The organism is Thaumasiovibrio subtropicus (assembly GCF_019703835.1).
Taxonomy (GTDB): Bacteria; Pseudomonadota; Gammaproteobacteria; order Enterobacterales; family Vibrionaceae; genus Thaumasiovibrio; species Thaumasiovibrio subtropicus.
This window is the reverse complement of the sequence record NZ_AP023054.1, coordinates 1,581,128-1,600,523: the sequence shown is the minus strand read 5'-3', so window position 1 is coordinate 1,600,523 and position 19,396 is coordinate 1,581,128. Positions and strand designations below refer to the sequence as shown.

Annotated in this window: 19 protein-coding genes; 6 read left to right on the top strand and 13 right to left on the bottom strand. The window is 45.1% G+C overall.

Annotated elements, in window-relative coordinates:
• Positions 1-471 precede the first annotated feature (471 nt).
• Positions 472-765: a high-potential iron-sulfur protein gene (locus TSUB_RS07375; protein ID WP_087017818.1), complete on the top strand. Its 294-nt coding sequence runs from the start codon at positions 472-474 to the stop codon at positions 763-765.
• A 39-nt stretch (positions 766-804) separates the two neighbouring features.
• On the opposite strand, the gene TSUB_RS07370 is transcribed toward TSUB_RS07375, so the two are convergent.
• From TSUB_RS07370 to ihfA, 5 genes are all read right to left on the bottom strand, one after another.
• Positions 805-1,413, bottom strand: a complete 609-nt coding sequence (locus TSUB_RS07370; protein ID WP_087017819.1) for a DsbA family protein — start codon at positions 1,411-1,413, stop codon at positions 805-807.
• A 23-nt stretch (positions 1,414-1,436) separates the two neighbouring features.
• On the bottom strand, positions 1,437-2,189 hold the full coding sequence (locus TSUB_RS07365) for an ATP-binding cassette domain-containing protein (protein ID WP_087017821.1): 753 nt from the start codon (positions 2,187-2,189) through the stop codon (positions 1,437-1,439).
• Complete coding sequence (btuC, locus tag TSUB_RS07360; RefSeq protein ID WP_087017822.1) at positions 2,176-3,177, bottom strand: vitamin B12 ABC transporter permease BtuC; 1,002 nt, start codon at positions 3,175-3,177, stop codon at positions 2,176-2,178. Before btuC ends, TSUB_RS07365 begins: the two co-directional genes overlap by 14 nt.
• A 117-nt stretch (positions 3,178-3,294) precedes the next feature.
• Positions 3,295-4,296 carry a succinylglutamate desuccinylase gene (locus tag TSUB_RS07355; RefSeq protein WP_087017824.1) on the bottom strand — a complete coding sequence of 334 codons (1,002 nt, stop codon included), beginning with the start codon at positions 4,294-4,296 and terminating at the stop codon, positions 3,295-3,297.
• Positions 4,297-4,446: 150 nt separating this feature from the next.
• Entirely contained in the window at positions 4,447-4,743 is a 297-nt protein-coding gene (gene ihfA, locus TSUB_RS07350) for an integration host factor subunit alpha (RefSeq protein WP_087017826.1), read from the bottom strand.
• A gap of 650 nt (positions 4,744-5,393) precedes the next feature.
• Here ihfA and TSUB_RS07345 point away from each other — a divergent pair.
• The gene (locus tag TSUB_RS07345; RefSeq protein ID WP_087017828.1) at positions 5,394-6,119 is read left to right on the top strand and encodes a metallophosphoesterase family protein; all 726 of its coding nucleotides are present in this window, start codon (positions 5,394-5,396) and stop codon (positions 6,117-6,119) included.
• 55 nt (positions 6,120-6,174) lie between these two features.
• On the opposite strand, the gene pheT is transcribed toward TSUB_RS07345, so the two are convergent.
• Both pheT and pheS read right to left on the bottom strand, forming a co-directional pair.
• Complete coding sequence (gene pheT, locus TSUB_RS07340) at positions 6,175-8,580, bottom strand: phenylalanine--tRNA ligase subunit beta (protein WP_087017830.1); 2,406 nt, start codon at positions 8,578-8,580, stop codon at positions 6,175-6,177.
• Between the two features lie 18 nt (positions 8,581-8,598).
• Positions 8,599-9,582 (bottom strand): phenylalanine--tRNA ligase subunit alpha, encoded by a 984-nt coding sequence (gene pheS, locus TSUB_RS07335; RefSeq protein WP_087017832.1) that lies wholly within the window; start codon positions 9,580-9,582, stop codon positions 8,599-8,601.
• A gap of 324 nt (positions 9,583-9,906) precedes the next feature.
• Here pheS and TSUB_RS07330 point away from each other — a divergent pair, with 324 nt between their 5' ends.
• Positions 9,907-11,217 (top strand): polysaccharide deacetylase family protein, encoded by a 1,311-nt coding sequence (locus TSUB_RS07330; RefSeq protein WP_087017834.1) that lies wholly within the window; start codon positions 9,907-9,909, stop codon positions 11,215-11,217.
• 54 nt (positions 11,218-11,271) lie between these two features.
• On the opposite strand, the gene rplT is transcribed toward TSUB_RS07330, so the two are convergent.
• From rplT to TSUB_RS07305, 5 genes are all read right to left on the bottom strand, one after another.
• A complete protein-coding gene (gene rplT / locus TSUB_RS07325; RefSeq protein ID WP_086937851.1) occupies positions 11,272-11,625 on the bottom strand; it encodes a 50S ribosomal protein L20 in 354 nt (117 codons plus the stop codon).
• 40 nt (positions 11,626-11,665) lie between these two features.
• Positions 11,666-11,860, bottom strand: coding sequence for a 50S ribosomal protein L35 (gene rpmI / locus TSUB_RS07320; protein WP_087017836.1), 195 nt, complete (start codon positions 11,858-11,860; stop codon positions 11,666-11,668).
• 99 nt (positions 11,861-11,959) lie between these two features.
• A complete protein-coding gene (gene infC, locus TSUB_RS07315) occupies positions 11,960-12,511 on the bottom strand; it encodes a translation initiation factor IF-3 (RefSeq protein ID WP_087017837.1) in 552 nt (183 codons plus the stop codon).
• 3 nt (positions 12,512-12,514) lie between these two features.
• Positions 12,515-14,446, bottom strand: coding sequence for a threonine--tRNA ligase (thrS, locus tag TSUB_RS07310; protein WP_087017839.1), 1,932 nt, complete (start codon positions 14,444-14,446; stop codon positions 12,515-12,517).
• A 544-nt stretch (positions 14,447-14,990) separates the two neighbouring features.
• On the bottom strand, positions 14,991-15,191 hold the full coding sequence (locus tag TSUB_RS07305) for a hypothetical protein (protein ID WP_159064815.1): 201 nt from the start codon (positions 15,189-15,191) through the stop codon (positions 14,991-14,993).
• 293 nt (positions 15,192-15,484) lie between these two features.
• Here TSUB_RS07305 and TSUB_RS07300 point away from each other — a divergent pair, with 293 nt between their 5' ends.
• Positions 15,485-16,348, top strand: coding sequence for a fructosamine kinase family protein (locus TSUB_RS07300; protein ID WP_087022715.1), 864 nt, complete (start codon positions 15,485-15,487; stop codon positions 16,346-16,348).
• Between the two features lie 557 nt (positions 16,349-16,905).
• The gene (locus TSUB_RS07295; protein ID WP_087025465.1) at positions 16,906-17,109 is read left to right on the top strand and encodes a CPXCG motif-containing cysteine-rich protein; all 204 of its coding nucleotides are present in this window, start codon (positions 16,906-16,908) and stop codon (positions 17,107-17,109) included.
• A gap of 109 nt (positions 17,110-17,218) precedes the next feature.
• On the opposite strand, the gene TSUB_RS07290 is transcribed toward TSUB_RS07295, so the two are convergent.
• Positions 17,219-17,830 carry a riboflavin synthase subunit alpha gene (locus tag TSUB_RS07290; protein WP_087025468.1) on the bottom strand — a complete coding sequence of 204 codons (612 nt, stop codon included), beginning with the start codon at positions 17,828-17,830 and terminating at the stop codon, positions 17,219-17,221.
• 190 nt (positions 17,831-18,020) lie between these two features.
• Here TSUB_RS07290 and TSUB_RS07285 point away from each other — a divergent pair, with 190 nt between their 5' ends.
• Positions 18,021-19,391 carry an MATE family efflux transporter gene (locus TSUB_RS07285; RefSeq protein WP_087025470.1) on the top strand — a complete coding sequence of 457 codons (1,371 nt, stop codon included), beginning with the start codon at positions 18,021-18,023 and terminating at the stop codon, positions 19,389-19,391.
• Positions 19,392-19,396 lie beyond the last annotated feature (5 nt).

Below are 19,396 nucleotides of genomic sequence, written 5' to 3'. Positions count from 1 at the left end.
AAGTTTGTACTCCGACACCTAAAATACGCATTGATACACTCAATAGTATACGTGACATTGAGCCCAAAAACATAACAATAAAGCCACAAATAGCAGATTTAAGACTGTTTTTTGACGCTATGTCTCATGTGTGAAACCCGCTCTAACTTAATGAGTAACAAAATAATTTTCAGATCCAAGATCCAACGTAAGGATCTTAGTGACCCTTAACATGTCTGTTTTCTGTCACTTACCAGTTTTCAGTACGAAATACATTCTGTTAACAACAATTAATTCAACAAAGGTGTCATGACAACAAGGCAAAAGCGTGTAATTTTTACTCATCTCACCTTTGCTTCAATGAGAACCGTTATTTTTGCACATGAGCCCGACTCTCTAGACGTGTTCATAAGAAGCAATATGCAAGAAATTTAATCGCTTACTCATGCCTTTCGTATACTTATGAAGAATACAACAATAAAGGAAGTTGCAATGGAAAAGAGCAAGCGCGCATTCTTAAAATATGCATTAGGTAGCGTCATCATTGTCGGTACAGGTGGGTTATCCAGCCAAAAGGCTGTTGCTAGTCCCGCGAAAATCAGCCTTGATGACGCACAAGCCAAGTCCTTGAAATACGTACATAGCTCGAAAATTGAAGGACGAAACTGCGCAAACTGCGCATTAATCCAAGGAAGTGACGGAGATGAATGGCGGCCTTGTGCCATCTTTCCCGGTAAACTCGTTTCTGCAGAGGGATGGTGTTCAGCATGGGTAGCTAAACCTTAGTGATAATAGCGGCTTACCACTCTCAGTAAGCCGTTAATTTTAAAGCAGTACTTCGACCTGATTCAAAATAACTCGCGGCTCTTCATAATTTATCAATAGCGGAAATGCCGTTTGATCTTTTACTAACATTAACGAAGGAAAGCCACTGACATTCGCCTTCTGATAAAAAGCGACCTCCTCAGCCAGTAACGCATCAAGCTCATCACTTTCCATATGCTCTTCGAAAAGTGCTTGATCAAGCCCCAATTCCTCAGCCAGTAAAAGTAAGACTCTGAGCTCAGAAGGGCTTAGTGCGCGCAAGTAGTAGGCCGATTGAATCGCTTCAATCATCTCTTCTTCTTTTCCTTGTACACTTGCAGCGATAACAGCGCGACACGCAGGGTACGTTGATCGCTTGGGAACACAAACATCCCAAAACTGATGATTAAAAGGTCGCCCTAACTGAGCTTCAATCTTTTTCCAAGTTGCGCGAATATAGCCTTCAGTTTCTGTACTCATGCGGACATCAGAATCCGGTGCAAGTCCTCCAAGAATATTCACCACCTCAACCGATTCAGGGAGCGCCTGTTTCACTTGCTCCCAAACAGGTTTAAAACCCCAACACCAACTGCACATTGGATCATGGAAATAGTAGAGTTTTGTTGTCATAGCTTCTCGCTTATAATCAAAATTCACCAAATGAGGTGTGGGCATTCGTTAATCGAGATGCGTTCCGCATCAACGCCAAACACTTGCTTAACTAATGACGGTGTCAACACATCCAAAGGTCTACCATCGGTTATAACACGCCCCGCCTGTAATGCGACGATTTGATGTGCACTTTTGAGCGACTGGTTTATATCGTGGTTAGCAACCACAACCGTACAACCGCTATTTGCCAACTCACCAATCAAATATTCAACATTACACTGGTGCAAAATATCGAGTCCCGTCATAGGTTCATCAAGTAACGCGTAACGAATGTGCTTGTTTAAGCTTGGCCAAACTTGCATAAAATGCGCCAATAATCTTACGCGTTGCCATTCACCGCCTGACAATTGACTCACTTTCTTGTCCAATAATGGCAGGATATGAAGGTATTCATCAAAAAATGGCAACTTTTGATGGTATGCTTGCGCGTTTTCCGGACCAATGCGACTAATGACGGTACTTAAATACTGGTGTACTGACAGATCAAAGGCAGGCTTTGCGTCTTGAGGAAAGTAACCGCGATAAGAAGATAGCTCACTCGCGCTCCAGTTTTTTATGTTCTCCTTAGCCCACTCTACCTTTCCCGAATGGTCAACTAAACCAGAAAGACAAAATAACAAAGAACTTTTGCCACTCCCATTTGCACCGATCAAATGCGTCACTTTGCCAGAAGGAAAAGCTAGACACGCTGAATCGACCCTTCCGAATAATGTAACAGAATCAGCGACTAACATCCGCTTCCCCCCTTAAAAGCAGCCATACAAAGACGGGGGCGCCAATAGAGGCCGTAATAACACCCACGGGTAACTCTGTTGAAGACATCAGAATTCGAGATAATGTGTCAGAAAGGGTTAATAGTCCCGCCCCAGCAACTGCACTCGCAATAACTAAAAAGCGGTGTGAAGGACCAAAGCTCAACCGCAATATGTGTGGGACAACCAGACCAATGAAACCAATAACCCCAGCAAGCGCAACACTTCCCCCAACCAATAAGGCGATAACACCGATCAATTTTATTCGTGTTCGATGGGTATCAATACCAAGTTGCGCGGCTGTCACGTCACCTAACATCAGAAAGTCGAGCACCTTTCCTTGCATACAGAGCCAAACTAATATTGGTACAAGGAAGATTAAAATACTGAGTTGCTGCCATGTCACACCAGAAACACTACCCATCAACCAATACAGCAACTGGCGCAAGTTCATATCGTTGGAAAAGTAGAAAACCCAAGTGACTACCGAGCTGGAAAGTATTCCCAATGCGATACCAATCAGTAACATATTTGGTGTAGATAGCCGACGCCATAAACTCAAGCCAACCAGCAATAGGGTAAACAGCAATGCCCCTATCACAGCAACAGCCATCAGCACGTACGGGTGCGCTACGCTAGGAAATAAAAACAGCAGCAAAATAACAAAAAGACTAGCTCCCCCAGATACCCCTAGAATACCTGGTTCGGCGAGAGGATTGCCCAACACAACCTGAAGAGATACACCCGATGCCGCGAGCATTGCACCAATCGCGACAGTTGAGAGCGCTCGCGGTAATCGCAGCTCCCAAAGTAACATATGCTCAAACTTACTCAACTCACCCAGAGGTAAAAACCATACTTCACCAGCACTCAATGAGAACAGCACTGACAAAAAAAGTAACACGAATAGAACCGCCAACAGTCGACTCCAACGTCTTGACTGACGCTGCTCTAACCCAAGTAAATCCATAAAAAGCCTATCATTTCCAATCGGTATAACCTTACCAGACCTAAAGACAGACTCAATAGCAAGTCATAGAGAATAGGGCAGAAATATGGGCCTTCGCTACGCCACAAACCTGTATACTCAGTTGTCTACTTCGACGACTAATAACGCTGCCCGCTGACCAATAGGCACGTTGGCATTTGGAAAAATTAATCTCTCACCTATCTGTGAGGAAATAGGTTGTTCATGTTCATAGGCAATCACCTCTCCCCCATCAAACAAGGTGAAGTTGGCAGTAGACGCTGGAAAAACAAATCGAAAACTGTCGTCCTGCTTATTCAACACTCGATTCACGCGATACTGTTTAACCTTGAAGCTACCTTGTTCAAGACTGAAAGGGGCATCATTCAATAGGGCAACCAATGCTGCTTTGAACGATTTAATTTCTTGGTGATTATTCTCGCCAAATCTCGCAACACGCCCCAATTCAACGGTTAACGCATTAGCCTGATGATAATGTGCGCTATACCAACTGAATGTTGAGGAAGGTGACTGAGAATGAAGAACGGCAGAGACCCGCCCTTTTGATAACAAGCTCATCAATGGCTGCTTAGCGATCTCAGGCTCTGTGAACGGGCGAACAGCAAAGGCAAAATACTTTGAGTCGCGTATAGCGCTATGCACATCTAAGTGCCATTTCAGCCCTTCCCCTTCGAAGAAAAAGTTGCTAACAACACTATCCAACTGGCGCGCAATATTGAATTCAAGACTGCCATCGTCATCAACTTCTCGCTCAAAAAGGCGATTTAAGTTTGTATCGATAAAACGCTTTCCAGCTTGGATGGCTTGCGGGTGTGCAATGATAAATAATACGCGCGCGCCCAGTTGGTATTTGCCTTGAATCAGCTCAGAAACAAGCTGATTTACCATTTCAATAGGCGCAGTTTCGTCTCCATGAATGCCAGAAGAGATAACGACTCGCTGCGACCAATGAAGCGGAATCACTTCGAGTATACCGGGTTGATGGTAAACAAAGTCACAACCATCAAGTGAGAAATACTGAGGTGAGCTAAAAGTGGTATTGAGTGTTATACCAAGAAAGCCCAAAGCATGAAATTGTTCCACAAAAGAAGCTGTTTGCATACAAAACCTCCATAAAGGCAATATACACAAAGCAGAAACACAAAAATCACATATTGATCACATCGGGTAACTTAGCAAAAGCAAAAATGAATGAGCGGTAGCAGTGATCTCCAAATACAAAAAAGCTCTGCGTCTGCAGAGCTCTTCTAATTAATCATCCAACTTGATATTTTCGACTCGGGCTTTCAGTTTCTGCCCTGGTCTAAATGTCACCACACGACGAGCAGAAATTGGAATGTCCTCGCCGGTCTTGGGATTTCGACCCGGCCTTTCATTTTTTTCTCGTAGATCGAAGTTGCCAAACCCGGAAAGCTTAACTTGCTCTCCATTTTCAAGCGCCTTACGAATCTCTTCAAAGAACACTTCTACCGTCTCCTTGGCGTCCCGTTTGTTCAATCCAACTTTCTCAAACAGGTTCTCAGCCAAATCGGCTTTAGTGAGCGCCATAGATGTTTCCCTCAAGACAATGTTGAACATATGCGCTATCAAGGAGCGCGACTCGTGTTAGCCAGTGTGCAATTGATTTACTAAATAGTTATTCAGCAACAATTTTAACCCACCAGACAACAACTTAACTCAAGTTTATGCCAACCAGCTGATTTCCGCCAACTTTTTTCATCGCCTCTGGTCAAAAAAAACTGATAAATATCAGTGATATCGCTCACAGCAAATGCAAAAAGTTGTACAGCCCGCCCGCGTTTAATGAAATATGATTCTGTCAATGGTGTATATATAGCTAATTTGACTGCATGATTTACACAATCCAGTTAAATTAACCAATTTATCAATATCTTACTGAAAAATGCATTTTAGGCTAAAGAAAGAACGTATTTTCTCGATTATTTCTTCAGAATCAGGCATGTAGTCACTGAATTTTGAGGGGGCTGTATATACACATAAGCCAAATTACGCATTACTCAGTATGCGTATTGGGTGTAGGCTAGTCATTAGAAACTTATCCAAGAAGCCATAAATCAATCCCCCTCTTTCTATATCAAGACACCACTCAGGAAATCAAAACCAAGTTAGAATCCACTCACCAACCAGTGATAGAATCTTCCCAATACACCTCTTCATCAGTCAGCCCTTGAGCAACAATGAGTACAATCTATCAAATCAGTGACTGTCACCTCCATGACGAAACCAGCTATCATCATTTGGCAAAAGCGCTAACACTGGCTAACAACGACAAAGCATCAACTCATATTCTCTTCACCGGTGACATTTGCTGTGGTCCTGTATCAGGCTGCTACCGCACATTCGCTAAATTCGTCTCACAATATGCTCAACAGCAAGCCATGTATGCGATTCCCGGTAATCATGACGACAACCGGCTCATGCAATCTGAGTTAAGAGATACTGCTATCAATGTGACACAAAAGGTAAGAATAGATGAGAGAGACTTTTGCTTCATCGATACAAGCGATAAACCGCTGAGCCCCAGACTTCCACTAGGCTCTGGCCGTGTAAATCGTCGAGAATTGAGCCGTTTACGCAAACAGCTTCAACGCGCAATAAAGCCTGTCGTTGTTCTCCACCACCCTGTATTGCCAGTTGGTGCAGATTGGATGAAAGCGATCCGCCTCGAGAACGATGAGACACTATTAAAAGTATTAGCTAAGTACAGTGTAAAAGAAGTGATATGTGGCCATGGGCATGCCAGCATCGTAGAAAAACGTCACAACGTCACCCAATACATGGCCCCTTCTACCGCCTTTGGGTTTGATCATAGCATTCGCCAATACAACAGAAATGACCGGATTGGTGTTCATAAGATCAACCTAGGTCAAGATGCACTACAGGTAGAATTTATTTCAATTTAAAAAAAACCCTGCCAAATACGCAGGGTTTTTAACTTTCATCTTTATAGTAAAGTGATTAGTCGCGTAGCGTAGCACCAAACTTCTCAGAGACGTGTGCAACAATTGCGTCAACCGCACCCGCGATGTCCGCATCTTCAAGCGTGCGCTCTACTGACTGCAGCGTCAGTGCGATTGCTAGGCTCTTCTTACCTTCTTCAACGCCCTTACCAACGTAAACGTCGAACAGCTTCGCATCTTGTAAGAACTCGCCACCTTGCTCTAGACATGCTGCAACGATGTCGCCAGAAGCGACTGCTTCATCAACAACTACCGCGATGTCACGACGGTTTGATGGGAACTTAGAAAGCTGAACCGCTTCTGGAATCACTTTAGTATTGATTGCAGACCATTCCACTTCGAATACGATAGTGCGACCGTTTAGGCCAAACTTACGCTCAAGCTCTGGGTGAACGGTACCAATCACACCAACTTGCTTGCCATCTACAACGATTGCTGCAGATTGACCAGGGTGAAGCGCTGGGTTCGCTGCTTTATCTTCAGCAGAAAGCGCAGCAAAAGCGTATGCGTTTTTGTTTGCTGTAAGCTCAAGAACCGCTTCTAGATCGCCTTTTAGATCAAAGAAATCAACAGTGTTGGTTTCGATATCCCAATGCTCTTCGCTGCGAGTACCAGCGATAACACCCGCAAGCATAGGCTCTTGGCGCATCCCATTTTCCGCAGACTCACATGGAATGAAACGTAGGCCGTATTCGAATAGACGAACGCGTGGCTGTTGACGTTTCTGGTTGTGAACCACAGTGTTTAGTAGACCTTGGATTAGGCCTAGGCGCATAGCTGACATATCCGCAGAGATTGGGAATGGCAGGATTAGCGGCTCAACACCTGGAACAACAAGCTTTTGCTGCTCTGGCTCAACGAAGCTGTAAGTGATCGCTTCTTGGTAACCACGGTCAACAAGTAGATTACGCACGCGTTTTAGCGGAATGTTCGCTTCAACGTGGTCGTGCATCTTAAGTGCTGCCGCTGGGTTTTGGTTAGGGATGTTATCGTAACCGTAAATACGACCGACTTCTTCAATGAGGTCTTGCTCGATTGCGATATCAAAACGCCATGTTGGTGCTGTCGCTGTCCAACCTGCCTCTGTCGTTTCTACAGTTAGGCCAAGACGCTCAAGGATCTCAACAACATCGCTGTCTGCAATGTGGTGGCCCAGTAGGCTGTCTAGCTTAGTACGACGTAGTGATACTGTGTTTGCTTTTGGTAGGTCAGCTTCTGACTCTACTGCAACAACAGGCGCTACTTCACCGCCACAGATCTCAACTAAAAGCTCTGTTGCACGCTCCATTGCGCTTGTTTGTAGTGCGAAATCGACACCACGCTCAAAACGCATTGAAGAATCCGTGTGTAGACCGTAGCTACGCGCACGGCCACGGATGTGGTCTGGTGCAAAGAACGCACATTCAAGTAGCACGTCTTTAGTCTCAGTGGTTACACCTGACTCTTCACCACCGAAGATACCTGCGATAGCAAGGGCTTTGTTGTGATCTGCGACAACTAGCGTATCTGCGTTTAGCTCAGCTTCGTTACCATCTAGAAGCGTTAGCTTCTCGCCCTGCTCTGCCATACGCACTACGATGCCACCTTCAATCTTAGCAAGATCGAATGCGTGCATTGGCTGGCCTTGCTCTAGAAGAACAAAGTTAGTGATGTCTACAACTGGGTCGATAGAGCGGATACCACAGCGGCGCAGTTTCTCTTGCATCCAAAGTGGTGTTTCAGCTTGAACGTTTACGTTCTTAACCACACGGCCAAGGTAACGTGGACATGCAGCTGTCGCTTTCACTTCGATAGAAACAGTGTCATCGATAACTGGTGCTACTGCGTTTACCGCAGGCTCAGTGACGTCAGCACGGTTTAGAACGCCAACTTCACGCGCCATACCACGGATGCTGAAACAGTCCGCGCGGTTAGCGGTTAGGTCTACGTCTACTGTTACGTCGTCAAGACCTAGGAATTCGCGGAAATCAGTACCGATCGCTGCGTCTTCAGCTAGTTCCATGATGCCATCAGATTCAACGTCGATGCCTAGTTCAGAGAATGAACACAGCATGCCGTGTGATGGTTGACCACGTAGTTTTGCTTTTTTGATTTTGAAATCGCCTGGTAGAACGGCACCAACAGTCGCAACCGCAACTTTGATACCTAGGCGGCAGTTCGATGCGCCACAAACGATGTCTAGAAGTTCTTCAGCGCCAACATCTACTTTAGTTACACGTAGTTTGTCAGCGTCTGGGTGTTGACCACACTCAACCACTTTACCCACTTTAACGCCAGTGAAAGAACCAGCAACAGGTAGTACGTCGTCTACTTCTAGACCCGCCATTGTGATTTGGTGTGTAAGTTCGTCAGTCGATACCGCAGGGTTTACCCACTCACGAAGCCAAGATTCGCTAAATTTCATAGTGATGGTTCCCCTGGATTACTTGAACTGTTTTAGGAAACGAAGATCGTTCTCGAAGAACGCACGAAGATCGTTTACGCCGTAACGAAGCATAGTCAGACGCTCAACGCCCATACCAAATGCGAAGCCAGAGTATTTCTCAGGGTCAATGCCTACGCTGCGAAGTACATTCGGGTGAACCATGCCACAGCCCAGTACTTCAAGCCATTTGCCATTCTTACCTTTCACGTCGACTTCTGCTGAAGGCTCTGTGAATGGGAAGTAAGAAGGACGGAAACGCACTTCCACTTCTTCTTCAAAGAAGTTACATAGGAAGTCGTGCAGGATGCCTTTTAGCTGCGCGAAGTTGACGTTTTCGTCTACTAGCATGCCTTCAACTTGGTGGAACATTGGCGTGTGCGTTTGGTCGTAGTCGTTACGGTAAACACGGCCCGGTGCAATGAAGCGGAATGGTGGTTTGCCATTTTCCATGGTACGGATCTGAACACCAGATGTATGAGTACGAAGCATGAGATCTGGGTTAAAGAAGAACGTGTCGTGGTCAGTACGCGCTGGGTGATCTTCTGCGATATTTAGTGCATCAAAGTTGTGGAATGCATCTTCAATCTCAGGACCAGACTCCGTGTTAAAGCCAAGCTCACCAAAGAACTGTTCAATACGCTCAACAGTACGAGTCACAGGGTGTAAACCACCGTTCTCGATACGACGACCCGGTAGGGTAACGTCGATGGTTTCTGCTGCTAATTTCGCTTCAAGTTCCGCACGTTGTAATGCGTCTTTGCGCGCTGCGATAGCTTGTTGAACCGCACCTTTCGCTTTGTTGATCTCTTGACCAGCAGAGCGACGTTCTTCAGGTGGCAATTTACCTAAACCTTGAAGTTGAAGCGTTAGTTCACCTTTTTTCCCCAGGTACTGGACTCGGACTTCGTCCAGAGTGACCAGCGACTCTGCCTGCTCAATAGCAGTCGTTGCGTTGGCTAAGATCTCGTCTAGTTGTAGCATCATTTCCTCGTCCACTCAGAAGGTGGCATCCATTGGGAGTTTATTTTTTACTTAGCGTTACATAGTAAATAAAAGAGTCGAGTAATCCAAACCGAATCTCAGAAAATTCACCAGTTTGGATAAAAAAAGCACCGCTGAAACAAACAGAGATACGTAAACCACGTGATCGCTATTCCTAATGCGTTGAAAACAGCCGCTGGCATAAAACACAAGAACAATAATTATCTCGCAGCATTGAACACCCCTCCCCCAAATGGAACCTGCTACTCCACTAACACTTCCTACACTCACCCATGCATTCAAACTACAGGGAATTAGATCACTATGCTTCGTAAGACGTTTTCACGCACACAGAGAATTGCCTTTTCGCTCGCAAGTACACTCGTAGCGAGTGCGGCGGTGAGTGGACAAGAAAATGCACCTTTCTATGCGAGTCAAGAGAGCCCCATAGCAACGGTAGTCACACCACAGTTCATTGCCTTGGGATTTGATGACAATGCAGACTATGAGGGCATGATGTTTGTTCGCTCCATCTTATACCGATATCGAAATCCCAGAGGCGATGATAGCCACGCAGGCCAAAGACTCTCTGCAACCTTTTTTAATCATTGTGGAGCGAATGACACAGACCCTACCCTACTTGGTTTATGGTCAGCACTTGTCCATGAAGGTCACGAGGTCGCTAACCACTCACAAACCCATCCTGATGACAAGATCAATTGGGATCCTCTCAACAACTGGATGACCTACGACGACTGGTACGCAGAAATAGCCCAATGTCAAAATCTCATCGAGCAAGTTTATGCCTTCGGTGGAAAACCGATGCCGAACCATACTGGTTTTAGGGCGCCTTATCTCACCTACAGTGATGCCACGTTTGAAGCGCTGATCGCAAATGGCCTCAACTACGATGTCAGCCTACCCGCAGGCATCACCCCCGAAGAAGATGGAACAAACAACTATTGGCCGCACACCCTTGATGACGGTAGCCCTTCACAATGGTTAGCCGGTGGTGTATGGAAACAACCGATAAATACTTATCCCGGCTTTTGGGAAATTCCACTCACGAGTCTGATTGTGCCACCAGATGACTTGATGACTGAGTTCGGGCTTCAGTATTCACTGCGAGACAAAATTGCGAGTCGCGTTAGCTATTTCGATCCGGTATCAGGGAAAGGCGATAACTTCGATTGGAATCTGTATTTCACGCCAGATTGGGGCGCAGCAGGTTTAAACCGAGATGATGTTTTGGCTATCTATAAATACAACCTACAACTTAGACTACAAGGTAACCGTTCGCCGTTAGTACTAGGGCTCCACTCAAATTTATACGGCTTAGTGAATGGCAGTGAAACCTTTGGTACACCAGAGACAACAACGGCGGATCGACAATATGTACTCACCGAGTTTATCGAGTATGCACTCTCCTTCCCTGAGGTACGGTTTGTCACTCATACTGACATGATTGACTGGATGATATCGCCAGAGCCTATCATTTCAGATTGGCAAATGCAGCGACCATATCACGCAGGTGATACTGTATTTTTTAGCGATGAAGTCTGGGAAGCAAACTGGTGGAGTTATAACGAACAACCGACTGCGACAATTCATAGCCCTTGGCGTATCGCAAACTAAACAAACGAAAAAAGGAGCCCGAGGGCTCCTTTCTGAATACCGAACTGTAATAAATTACAGAGCAGCTTTCGCTTTCTCAACAAGTACTGTGAAAGTCGCTTTGTCGAATACTGCGATGTCTGCAAGGATCTTACGATCGATTTCGATAGACGCTTTCTTCAGACCATTGATGAAACGGCTGTAAGACAGACCGTTCTGGCGCGATGCAGCGTTAATACGTGCAATCCACAGTTGACGGAACTGACGCTTACGTTGACGACGGTCACGGTAAGCATATTGACCAGCTTTAGTAACTGCTTGGAACGCTACGCGATACACGCGTGAACGCGCACCGTAGTAACCTTTAGCTTGTTTAAGAACTTTTTTGTGACGTGCACGAGCTTGTACACCACGTTTTACGCGAGCCATGTGAAACTCCTAACTAATTATGTGTAAGACTAAAAACGAATTATGCGTATGGAAGCATACGTGCTACTGCTGCAACTTCACACTTAGGTAGAATTGCATTTGGACGCAGTTGACGTTTGTTCTTAGTAGTACGCTTAGTCAGGATGTGACGTTTGGTTGCGTGCTTGAACTTAAAACCACCACCGGTTTTTTTGAAGCGCTTAGAAGCGCCTTTGTTGGATTTCATCTTAGGCATGATGAGACTCCGCATTGTTAATAAAGTTAATACCAATATAATTAGGCGAAACAAAGGCCTGCTCTTTCAAGCAGGCCTTTATCTACTTGGATGCACTAATTACTTCTTTTTCGGGGCGATAACCATGATCATCTGACGGCCCTCAATGCGCGTCGGGAAGCTTTCAACAACTGCAATTTCAGCTGTGTCTTCCTTCAAACGATTAAGAACGTCAACACCGATGTCTTGGTGCGCCATTTCACGGCCGCGGAAGCGAATCGTTACTTTGACTTTGTTGCCCTCTTCAATGAAGCGAACCAGGTTGCGCAGTTTTACCTGATAGTCGCCCACATCTGTGCCCGGACGGAATTTCACTTCCTTCACTTGGACTTGTTTTTGCTTTTTCTTTTGCTCTTTAGCAGCCTTGCTCTTTTCAAAGAGATATTTGCCATAGTCCATCACGCGACAGACTGGTGGCTCGGCATTAGGACTGATTTCTACCAAATCAACGCCAGCATCATACGCTGCATTCATCGCTTCTTCAATAGACACGACACCGATAGCTTCGCCGTCGACCCCAGTTAGACGTACTTCACGTACACCACGGATCTCTTCATTTAAGCGATGTGCATTTTGTTTTGCTGGCTGTTGGCCTCTTCTTGCGCCTTTAATATCTTATTCCTCCGAAATATTCAGCGTACGACTGCTAACTTCCTGCTGCAGGTGAGCAATAAAGTCATCAATCTTGAATTTACCCAGGTCTTTACCTTTACGGGTACGCACTGCGATTTCCCCAGCTTCTACTTCTTTGTCACCACAAACAAGCATATAAGGGACACGCTTTAATGTGTGTTCGCGAATTTTAAAGCCAATCTTCTCATTTCTCAAGTCTGCATTGACTCTAAATCCAGCTTTTTGCAGTTTTTTCGCCACTTCATGCGCATAATCACCCTGACTATCGGTGATATTCATCACAACAGCTTGCTGAGGCGCTAACCAAGTTGGGAAGAAACCTGCATATTCTTCCATCAAAATACCGATGAAACGCTCAAGTGAACCAAGAATAGCACGGTGAATCATCACAGGTACGTGACGCTCATTATCTTCACCCACGTAAGAAGCACCTAGGCGACCCGGCATAGAGAAGTCTAGCTGGATAGTACCACATTGCCATGCGCGATCTAGGCAGTCGTACAATGTGAACTCAATCTTAGGTCCATAGAACGCACCCTCACCCGGCTGCAATTCAAACTCGAGATTGTTTGCTTTGAGCGCATCTTCCAACGCTTGCTCTGCTTTATCCCAAACCTCTTCTGAACCGACACGCTGCTCTGGACGCGTCGACAACTTAATATCCACATTGTCGAAGCCAAACGTCTTATAGGTATCAAAGACCATCTCAATACAAGAAGAAACCTCTTGTAAAATTTGTTCCTCAGTACAGAAAACGTGTGCGTCATCTTGCGTGAAAGATCGCACACGCATTAGGCCGTGTAGAGAGCCTGAAGGCTCGTTACGGTGAACTAAACCAAACTCCGCCATGCGGTATGGAAGATCACGGTACGACTTTAGACCCTGATTGAAGATCTGCAGATGGCCAGGACAGTTCATCGGCTTAACTGCATACGTGCGCTTCTCAGACTCCGTTGAGAAAATCATATCGCCGTACTTATCCCAGTGACCCGATTTTTCCCACATGCTGACATCTAGGATCAATGGTGCGCGAACTTCTTCGTACTCAAACTTAACAAGTTGGTCGCGAATAAAGTTTTCAAGCGTCTTATAGATTGTCCAACCATCATTGTGCCAGAACACCATACCCGGTGCTTCTTGCTGCATGTGGAATAGGTCTAACTGCTTACCGATTTTACGGTGGTCACGCTTTGCGGCTTCTTCAAGACGCGTTAAATGCGCTTTTAGCGCTTTCTTATCATGGAAAGCGGTACCGTAGATGCGCTGCAGCATTTTATTATCACTGTTGCCACGCCAGTATGCACCAGCCACATTAAGCAGCGTAAAATGCTGACAGAAGCCCATATGTGGAACATGAGGGCCGCGACACATATCAATGTATTCTTCGTGATGGTACAGACCAGGACGATCGTCGCGTGCAACGTTTTCGTCTAAAATTTCAACCTTGTAGGTTTCTCCACGCGACTCGAATGTGTCACGCGCTTCCTGCCAGCTTACCTGTTTCTTGATAACTTGGTATTTGGTCTTCGCAAGCTCTTTCATGCGCTTTTCGATCTTCTCAAGATCTTCTTGCGTCAATGACTCGTCAAGATCAATGTCATAGTAGAAACCATTATCGATCGTCGGACCGATGGCCATTTTCGCTTGCGGATAAAGTTGCTTTAGCGCGTGACCAAGAAGGTGCGCGCAAGAGTGGCGAACGATTTCCAGACCATCAACTTCATCTTTTGCGGTAATGATTTCAAGACTTGCATCGTCTTCGATTAAATCACAAGCATCAACACGGTTGCCGTTAACACGGCCAGCGATCGTCGCTTTTGCAAGACCTGGACCGATTGATTGCGCGACTTCCATTGTAGATACAGAGTTGTCAAATTGACGCTGACTGCCGTCAGGAAGAGTAATTACAGGCATGTAAATATCCTTACAGTGGTGCCACATACCAAGTAGCACATATAATTAATTGTTTTGAAAGGCTTACAGAAGAGTCCTTTCATACTGATTTGCTTGATGGAAAACTTGGCACAAATCAAATTTGCATCACCAAGCAAGGGGATCAATGTTACCTAACTCACAAAAAAATTAAACCCGAAAATCCCCTTTTTCTTAAGATATTCTCTGGTTGCGGTCATGCTATCGAAAGGACCATTCCAGAAGCACGATAAATTGCTCAATCCAACGCCACTAATTAAGAAGGGCGATATAGCCAAGTTACCTAAGGAAGATGGTCATGACAGTGCCAACACTGGTTAATAGCCACAACTTAAACAGCCTGAAAAGCTCGGGGAGTTGGTTGGTATAGAGAAGCAATCACTCACGTCAAACAAACGATATTTGACGAATGAGAACCACAAGCTAACTCTTACAGATTCGCACGGGAAGTTTTTCTAAAGCAGAACAGTCTCTGCACCCAACAAAATCACAATCAGGCGAGGAGAAAAAATAAAGGCCATTTCACTTACTGAAGAAGACTCACCAAACAGTAAGACTTTTCTTCGTCTGAAAGGAAAGGGTTACTCATCACCGAGTCTTTTAGTCGACGCATTGAACTAGGATTAAACTGCTTCGACTGGCTAGAACGCCATCCCATCCATTTGATGTGGTCATCAAAGTAAGCGACGGCTTCCATCAGGGGCATGTCAGGACGATATTGTTGCACTCTACTCACCTAATCTTTGTTTCTTTCAAATCCATTTAATTCGTATTTGATATTAATGCTTATATGAAATTTATCAAGGCAAATAATGTTTGTTTATTGGTATTCTTATCAATCTAGTCAATGATTCTCATTTATTCCAAATAATCAATTATTGAGATCTTAATTGATCAAAATGGATCCCAACTCTAATACAGCTGTATATTTCACTTGAAACGTGGGCAACTGCACAGTCTAGAATAATTGAAATAGACTACTATATAAGCAAGTCCTTTGACTTCCTGAGGGGTGTACATATGTGGCAAGCCGTAGCTCAACAGATCAGCGACGTAACGGGTTTTCCTTTTTCTATCAAAGAGAAAGAAACACTCAGTGGCGAACTAAATGATTGCTATTGCGTAGGCGATGGGGCAACAGCTCGCTATTTTGTCAAACTCAATGTTAAAGCGCACCTCTCTCATTTCGAAGCAGAAGCCGAAGCATTAAAGCAGATCAAACAAACCCACTCAATCATCACACCGAATGTTATCCACGTGGGGACGTGTAAAGAATGTGCCTTCATCGTTCTGGATTATCTCCCAATGCGTTCGTTAGAGCCAGAAAGCGCATTCTATCTTGGACAACAGTTAGCACACATGCATCAATGGGGTGACCAAGCCGATTTTGGCTTTGATAGTGATAACTATATAGGTACGACGATTCAACCTAACAGCTGGCAACGTAAATGGTGCCGCTTCTTCTCAGAGCAGCGTATTGGTTGGCAATTACAACTTGCTAAAGAAAAAGGCTACGACTTCGGTGACATCAACATGATCACCGAAAACGTCCATCAAAGACTATGCCATCATCAACCGAAGCCTTCTCTTCTACACGGTGATTTGTGGATTGGAAACTGCGCATTATCTGTCGATGGTCCCGTCATTTTTGATCCCGCTTCATATTGGGGCGATAGAGAATGCGATATCGCCATGACAGAATTATTCAGCGGATTTCCAGAAGCATTTTTAAACGGCTATAACAGCGTATGGCCGCTCGATAAAGATTACGAGGAACGACGAGATCTCTACAATCTTTACCACTTACTCAATCACCTCAACCTATTTGGGGAAGAGTACCTAGGGCAAGTTCAACGCACCTTTGCCAAATACACTCTCACTTGATAGCAAACCTAGCGGAGCACTGGGCAAGCCTCTTGAGAGGCTTAACATAAAAGTGCCCCATCGGATGCATTCGGTCACATTCGACTCACCAGTTGCCTTCCACATTCAGTTATTAATTAAATATATTGTTTTTGATTTAGTCCACTAGATCTTCAAAACAGTGTCTTGTTGACAAGCCTAGAAACTCTCGCTGAACAAGCATCTTGAGGTGGTTTGAGTATACTTAACTCGTAAAGAAAAATAATCCGCTCCCAACCATCCCCTATAAGCATTATGCCAGTCGTTAAAGACATTAAGAAAAGGCACCTCTACAATAGAAAGTGACAAAACACATAATATGTACATTTTATAACCATTCCGTACATAATAAAAAAGGCAAAAATAACCCACTTTGTTTCATCAACTGAACACAATCGTGACCCGCACTACATGAGACAATCTTTTTTGAGAAAACAGGCAGAAAATGGAGTTATTTTCAGACACAAAACAGCGCCAGCCACTAATATGAAAGTAAGCCCGTTATTCATATTGATAAAAGTGCAAACTAAGGAGTGGTTGTGAATAACTTTAAAGATCAGAGTGTTACGTGCCCACATTGTGGATATAGCATTCGCATGACGTTAGACGCGAGTGCAGGTAGTCAGGATTTTTATGACGATTGCCCTTCCTGCTGCAACGCCATCCATTTACATCTAACCGTGAATGAGGCTCAGAGAAGTATCCAGCTTTTTGTGGATGCTGACGACGAGCAAATTTTCTAACCCTCAACCACTTATACTCAAACTACCGATTAAAAAGCCAGCGCAATTTCGCACTGGCTTTTCTGTTAGCTCTAAACGACGGTGAACCAATAGACTCAATGGGCTGCGGTTAGACGCTTCTTGCATCCATAACGCGCTCAACCGTGTCGACTACGGCTTGCGTCTGAGGATCAATTTCCAAATTAATCTTATCCCCTACTTGCCACTCACCAATATTGGTACGCGCGATGGTCTCTGGAATAATGTGCAAGCTAAACTGATTCTCTTCAACACGCCCGACAGTTAAACTGATTCCATTTACGCCAACAAACCCTTTCGGCAATATATATTTTGCCCAACAAGGTGCAACACGCAAAACGACTTCAAGATTGTTCTCAGAAGGCACGACGGAAACCACTGTTGCCACATCAATAATATGGCCGGACATCAAATGGCCACCAATCTCATCGCCGAACTTTGCGGCTCGTTCAATATTAATGGCGCTACCCACAGTGACCGCGTCCAAGTTCGTTTTTTCAAGCGTTTCATCAATGAGGTCGAAACTTACTCTACTTCCAGAAATCTCGGCAACGGTCAAACAGCATCCATTGTTGGCGACAGATGCACCTAACACGAGCCCTTCCAATAACTCATCACTAAAGTCGAAAGCATGACGACGAAAGTCAGCTTTCTCTTCAATCGCTGCAATAGGCACAGCGCTGTGAACAATACCAGTAAACATCCAGTAACTCCTTGAGCATTAACTGAAACAGATAATCGCTCGCCTAAACAGCAATTTCAAGCGGTGTTGCAAATCCGCGACTTGCAACACCATCTTATTAACAAATTGCTCATGTCATCACGGACAAACTCACAGTACACTTGTGCTCAAGCCACCCTCGCCGTTCGACAAGTCATTAACAGGATACACTTTGCAAAACTACATCATTGAGTCAAAAAAAATTCTCAAACTCTCCGCACCTCTCTTCATCGCACAAGTTGCGCAGACATCAATGGGATTCGTTGATACGGTCATGGCTGGCGGTGTCAGTGCAACAGACATGGCTGCGGTCGCCGTTGCCACAAGCATCTGGCTTCCTACTTTACTATTTGGGTTAGGTGTACTCATGGCATTAACACCTATCATTGCGCAGCTTAACGGCGCAGGAAAACAACAAAAGATACCGTTTCAGGTTCAGCAAGGTGTTTTTCTTTCACTCCTACTCTGCATTCCACTGATGTTGTTACTCGGAAACGCTGTCGTTATTGTCGATTTAATGGATATTGAAACCGTGTTGCGCGATAAGACACTCGGCTATCTTGACACGGTTGTTTGGGCTCTACCTGGCGTTTATCTCTTCACTGTTTTGCGGGGCTATTGTGAGGGACGCTCATTCACAGCGCCCGCCATGTATATCGGTTTTTTAGGTCTACTTGCTAACATCCCACTCAACTGGATCTTTGTTTATGGTGAGTTTGGTGCGCCTCAGCTAGGCGCAGTAGGCTGTGCTGTTGCGACCGTTATTGTCTATTGGTTAATGACCGTCGCCCTTTTCTTTTTTATCCACTTCAATCCGCAGCTAAGTAAATTAAAGCCCTTTTCTTGTTGGCAGAAGCCGCAATACAACACGATAAAACGCCAGTTTTTGCTCGGGCTCCCTGTCGCGCTATCGCTCTTTTTCGAAGTAACGCTGTTTGCTTGTATTGCGATTTTTCTTGCACCTTTGGGTGCGATCGTCGTCGCGGCTCACCAAGTTGCCATGAACTTCTCATCATTGATCTTTATGATTCCATTAAGCATTGGTATGGCAGTGAGCATTCGTGTAGGCCATCAAGTGGGTGAAGAGCGTTTACAAGGGGCAAAAGTTGCTTCCTTCGCTGCGATTGCCATCGGTGTTGCAATCAGTATTGTCACGGCATTTTTCAGTATTACATTTCGTGAGTCCATCGCATTAATCTACAGTGACAACGCCGAAGTGGTGCTGCTCGCTGGGCAACTGATGATCATGGCCGCTATCTATCAGTTCAGCGATGCGATTCAGGTCATTGCTGCTGGTGCACTGCGAGGCTATAAAGATATGAACGCGATTTTCTTGCGCACTCTTTTCGCTTACTGGGGCGTTGGTTTGCCTCTTGGTTACATACTTGGCCGAACTGATTTACTCGTCGAAAGAATGGGCGTCTATGGGTTCTGGGTAGGTACGATAATCGGTCTCACCGTCGCAGCGATACTTTTGGGGCAAAGGCTTCTTTGGTTGCAGCATCGCGACAAAGCATTCTTTGCAACTTTGGCGCAAAAGTAACGGGA